Source organism: Mycobacterium sp. (assembly GCF_049278535.1).
Taxonomy (GTDB): domain Bacteria; phylum Actinomycetota; class Actinomycetes; order Mycobacteriales; family Mycobacteriaceae; genus Mycobacterium.
The window spans coordinates 1-4,501 of record NZ_JBAPMI010000257.1 but is presented as its reverse complement, the minus strand read 5'-3'; the positions used below and the strand labels follow the sequence as shown (position 1 = coordinate 4,501).

The window sequence follows — 4,501 nt, the reverse complement described above, 5'->3', positions numbered from 1 at the left end:
ACGAGGAGGAGACACTCCAGCCTGAACTACCTCAGCCCGATCGACTACGAGCAGCAGACCGATAAGGTACTGCTCGCCGCTTAACAGCCGGTGTCCACACTTCGGGGGGAATCCCCTACATGGCCCCTGCGGCCCGTGTGCTCCACCACCGCGAAGCAATACAACCGAGCCAACGTGATCGTCTCGACGCTGAAGAAATCACCTGCCGAGATCCCTGCGGCCTGAGCCTTGAGGAACTCGCTCCAGGTGGGGTTCTCGACCGCCAGCCGCAGCACCAGTTCCCGCAGTGCCGGCCGCAGCGGCGGACGGACTTGTCTTCGCCGCTTATACGTCCAGCTTCGTTTCACCACGGCGTGCCAGCGCAGTAGCGTCCCCGGCGTGACCAGCATCCCGATTCGGCGCGCTTTCGGAAGATGCCTGGCCAGCGCTGTGACCATCGCGCGATCGGCCCATGACCAACGCGGGCGGGCGACTTGCCGACGCAACACCGCGAGCTGATGACGCAACACCAGAATCTCGATGACTTTGGACCGATCGGACCGAACGAGCAGGACCACCCAGCCGAAAAGCCGGACGAAGATCAGATACAGCAGTCGAAGAGCCACGAGACTCGATCCTGCCGACCCGAACGTGGCTCGTCCGCGGAACGATGAACTCCCAGCTCAGAGCTCGTAGCCGAGTTTTCGGCACCGACAGGCAGGACAAGTCGCCGGCCCAGACCCAGAGGAGATCTTCAGTGGACTTCGGCGCCTAGTGCGAGGTTGAAGCCGGCGCCGTTTCGCGCCAGCCCCATCAGCAGGATGCCGGTCCATTCAAGGACCGAGGCCATCTGGAGTCCGCCCGCGTCGAGGGGCCGCAAGTCGATGCTCTGCAGAAACGCGGCGACTTGTGCCTTCGCCTCGGTGCTATCGCCTGCGAGGAACGCGTCGAGCGGTTTGTCTTGAGCGAGGACGTGGCCGAAGATCGTATTCAGCGCTTTCACGACGGATGTGTCCTCGGGAGCGGCAGCGGCGATCTCCTGGGCCGCCGAGTTGCCTGGGGTGGTCACGAGTCCGCTGGCGTCGGCGTTGAACGGGTTGGAGATGTCAACGAGTATCTTGCCGGCGAGTGACTCGCCGTAGTTCGCGACCGCGGAAACCGTGTCGGTGTATGGGATGGCCACGATGACGATGTCACCGAGCGGTGTTGCGCCGAACGTTGCGCCGGTGGCTCCGTTGCCGATCTGGTCAGCGAGTGCCTGAGCCTTGGCGGTGTTGCGGCTGATTACCTCGATGGTGTGACCGTGCTGGGCCGCTCGGGTGCCGATGGCGGTGGCCATGTTGCCCGAGCCGATGATGCTGATGGTGGTCATGGTGCGTGTTCCTCCGTCGTGTCTGGGTCGGTCGGCTGAGATGGTTTGGTCGCCGTGATGGGTTGCACCAAGAGCGTTGGCCGCAGGTGCGACTACCACGCGCGTTATTTACGCCCGCAGGCGACGTGATCGCGTACGGCAGGGATCGTTTCGGCGGCGAAGCGTTGGAGTATGTCCGGGTCGTCGCTGGCCAGGATGAAGATGCTGACGCCGTCCTCGAGGGTCATCTGGGCTAGTGCTTCCGCGGTCTGCTGGCCCGGGAAGATGTTGAGCAGACGGGTGATGTCGCGGGGGTCGCGGCCTGCGGCTCGTGCCGCGTCGTCGATGATGGCGTTTCCTTTGGGCAGGCCGCCAGGTTCCATGACGGGCAGCGACGGCAGCCAGCCGTCGGCCTTGCGTCCGACCAGGTCCTGCATCTTCGGCTTGTGGGCGCCGAGCCAGATCGGGATGTTGTGTGCGGGGACGGGGCCGCGCTCGGCACCGCGGACCTTGTAGAACTCGCCCTCGACATTGAGGGTCCCGGGCCCGTCGGCGTCCCAGATCCCGCGGATCACGTCGATTGCCTCGCCCAGGGCCGTCACGCCCTGCATTGGGGTGAGCCGCCGTCCGCCGATTGCTTGCACGGCGTCCCAGAAGAAGCCAGCGCCGAGCCCTAGGCTCGTCCGTCCACCGGAGAGCAGGTCGAGGCTGGCTGTCGCGCGGGCGAGCACGGCGGGGGGCTGGCGCAGCGGCAGGTTCAGCACGTTGCCGGACAGGCCGATGCGCTCGGTCCGCGCGGCCACCCAGCTCAGCAGAGTCCAGGTGTCGAGGAAGTCGGCCTTGTAGGGATGATCCTGGAAGGTGACGAAGTCGAAACCGAGCCGCTCACTGAGCTGCGCCAATTCGACTGGACGGTGCGCTGGGGAGTTGGCGGGCGAGATGAACGTGGCGAAACGCAGAGGATGACCATAGTCAGGCATCGGTGTCTCCTTCAGTCATTCGTGTGCGGCCAGCCACGACCAAACGTCGTCGCCGACCTGGGTTCGGCGTACCGGGGTGACGGTGCCGGGTGAGGCACGGCACTTGAACTCGAGGTTGTTCCCGACTGGGTCGCGGATGAAGACCGCGTAATAGTCCGGCCCATACTCTGACCACAGCCGAGGCTCGCGGAGGACCTCGATGCCGAGCGCAGCGGCGAACTCGCTTGGCGTTAGATCTGGCTGAACCCGCCGTCGACGACCAGGTTCGCGCCGGTGACGAAGCTGGCGTCCGCCGAGGCGAAAAACAGCGCAGCGGACGCAATCTCCTCGCTGGCCCCGAGCCGTCCTAGCGGTATGGCGGAGGTGATCTGCTCCCGAAATTCGGGGCCGACGGTGCTGAAGAGCGCGGTGTCGATCGAGCCGGGACTGACGACGTTGACCCGGATGCCGCGGTCCTTCAGCTCGGCGGCCCAGGTGCGCGCGAGTGAGCGAACGGCCGCCTTGCTCGCCGAGTACACCCCGGCACCGGGGATGCCCTTGGTCGCGCTGGTCGTGCCGTTCAGGATGATCGACGCGCCGTCGCTCATCAACGGCAGCAGGTACTGAACGGTGAACACAGTGCCTCGGAAGTTGACACCCACGAGCGCGTCGAACGTATCCGGGGTGATGCTGCCCAGCGGGTCGGACACCGAGGCGAGGCCAGCGCTGGCGAACAGGACGTCGACTCGCCCTTGCTGCTCCCGCACGGTCTCGGCCAAGCGGGCCAGGTCGTGCAGACTTCCCGAGTCCGCCTGCACGCCCGTGACGTTGTGGCCGATGGCGGCGACCGCCTCGTCCAGTCTGGCCTTGTCTCGTCCGGTGATGAACACGTGGGCGCCTTCGGCGACGAACAACTTGGCCGTCGCCAACGCCATCCCGGACGTCGCTCCAGTGATCACTGCGACCTTGCCATCCAGTTTGGGCATGGTGACCGTTGCCTTTCTGTCGGCCGCACGGCCGATCGGTGTGCGAGGCCACCGTCTTCGAGGCATCCGCGTTGAGGGCGGATGACCTTCGTGAGACAAAGCGGACCTCGGAGGTACGTAACGCCGGCGGGTTGACGCCGGTCCTGGCAGAACTCTGCGAACGAGGCTGATCTCCCCTTCCGCAATTACGTACCCACCGTAGCAGATGCGTGCGCGCGCATCCAGATGGAGGGGCATTCAGTCTTGAGGTATGCTGCTTGGTGTGAAGGCACCCGTGTCACAGCCGCAGATCATTTCCCCGGACCAGGTCAAGGGCTGGTTTGCCCTACTGTTTACTCACGCCACGGTCACCGGGCGGATCGACGCTGTGCTGACGGAACAGCACAAGATCTCCTTCAGCTCCGTCGAGATCCTGTGCTGGCTCCTGGAAACCGAGCCTCAGTCGGTCCGAGCCCTGGCCGGCAAACTTGTCAGCGTCAGCCCTACCAGAGCATCACGGCTGGTCCAGGACCTCATCGACGCCGGACACCTCCAGCGCAACGCCGACCAAGGCGACGGACGGGTATCGCTCATCAGCTTCACCAAGAGCGGACGGCACTTCGCCGAGACAATCAGGCGAACGTTCGAAGGATCAGTGAAGAAATATTTCGTCGATCCCCTCGATGACGATGACATCGCCGCCATCACCCGGATATGGGCCAAGCTCGAAAAGCAGTAGGCGGCAGCTGAGGAACTGCGACTTGACCTGATCGCTGTACGTCTCCCGGTAAACGCAAGGTCGGCAGGGCGCGAGCCTCCGCCAAAGGAGCAAGACGCTCGTAAAAGGCGCTGCGAAACTACGTCTCGCACCGGCAAAAGGCGCTAGTGCAACGTCAGGCAACGTTGGCCCTGTAACCGGGTTCGGGATTGGCCGGACGTTGCTGATTGGCGGGGCCGCCTGCGGCTATGGATGAGCCCGATCCGGCTGGCCCTGTCCTTGCCGATAATCTCATCCGTGCAGGTCAAGCGGCATGTTCGTACTCGTTGAGGATTCCGCCCAGGCGTCGTTGGCGGCGTACGTTCAGGTGGGCGACTTGGTCTGGGTCGGTGATCGGTGGCGGTAGTGGGCGCAGCGGGCGGGCATTCGCGATGCCTTGGTGGGGCCGGTGGCGGTTGTAGAAGGCTTCGAATTCGCGCAGAGCGTGCAGCAGGTGGCGCTGGTTCCAGATCAGGGTGCGGTCGAGAAG

The 4,501-nt window shown here is 64.7% G+C and carries 6 protein-coding genes; 1 reads left to right on the top strand and 5 read right to left on the bottom strand.

Going from position 1 to position 4,501, the window contains the following annotated elements:
• Nucleotides 1-80: 80 nt before the first annotated feature.
• The 4 genes from WAO18_RS17305 to WAO18_RS17290 form a co-directional block, all read right to left on the bottom strand.
• On the bottom strand, nucleotides 81-605 hold the full coding sequence (locus WAO18_RS17305; RefSeq protein ID WP_422207463.1) for a hypothetical protein: 525 nt from the start codon (nucleotides 603-605) through the stop codon (nucleotides 81-83).
• A 128-nt stretch (nucleotides 606-733) separates the two neighbouring features.
• Nucleotides 734-1,351: an NADPH-dependent F420 reductase gene (locus tag WAO18_RS17300; protein WP_422207462.1), complete on the bottom strand. Its 618-nt coding sequence runs from the start codon at nucleotides 1,349-1,351 to the stop codon at nucleotides 734-736.
• Nucleotides 1,352-1,455: 104 nt separating this feature from the next.
• Nucleotides 1,456-2,310, bottom strand: coding sequence for an LLM class flavin-dependent oxidoreductase (locus WAO18_RS17295; protein ID WP_422207461.1), 855 nt, complete (start codon nucleotides 2,308-2,310; stop codon nucleotides 1,456-1,458).
• A 230-nt stretch (nucleotides 2,311-2,540) separates the two neighbouring features.
• Nucleotides 2,541-3,275 (bottom strand): SDR family oxidoreductase, encoded by a 735-nt coding sequence (locus WAO18_RS17290; protein WP_217401125.1) that lies wholly within the window; start codon nucleotides 3,273-3,275, stop codon nucleotides 2,541-2,543.
• Between the two features lie 262 nt (nucleotides 3,276-3,537).
• Here WAO18_RS17290 and WAO18_RS17285 point away from each other — a divergent pair, with 262 nt between their 5' ends.
• Nucleotides 3,538-3,993, top strand: a complete 456-nt coding sequence (locus WAO18_RS17285) for a MarR family winged helix-turn-helix transcriptional regulator (RefSeq protein ID WP_422207460.1) — start codon at nucleotides 3,538-3,540, stop codon at nucleotides 3,991-3,993.
• Nucleotides 3,994-4,276: 283 nt separating this feature from the next.
• Here WAO18_RS17285 and WAO18_RS17280 read toward each other — a convergent pair.
• Nucleotides 4,277-4,501, bottom strand: a 225-nt coding sequence (locus WAO18_RS17280) for a hypothetical protein (protein WP_422207459.1), incomplete at its 5' end; no start/stop codon positions are given.

What these genes read in the sequence shown, in the direction of transcription:
- WAO18_RS17300 (WP_422207462.1), bottom strand. Translation starts at nt 1,351, where the DNA reads ATGACCACCATCAGCATCATCGGCTCGGGCAACATGGCCACCGCCATC.
- WAO18_RS17295 (WP_422207461.1), bottom strand. Translation starts at nt 2,310, where the DNA reads ATGCCTGACTATGGTCATCCTCTGCGTTTCGCCACGTTCATCTCGCCC.
- WAO18_RS17290 (WP_217401125.1), bottom strand. Translation starts at nt 3,275, where the DNA reads ATGCCCAAACTGGATGGCAAGGTCGCAGTGATCACTGGAGCGACGTCC.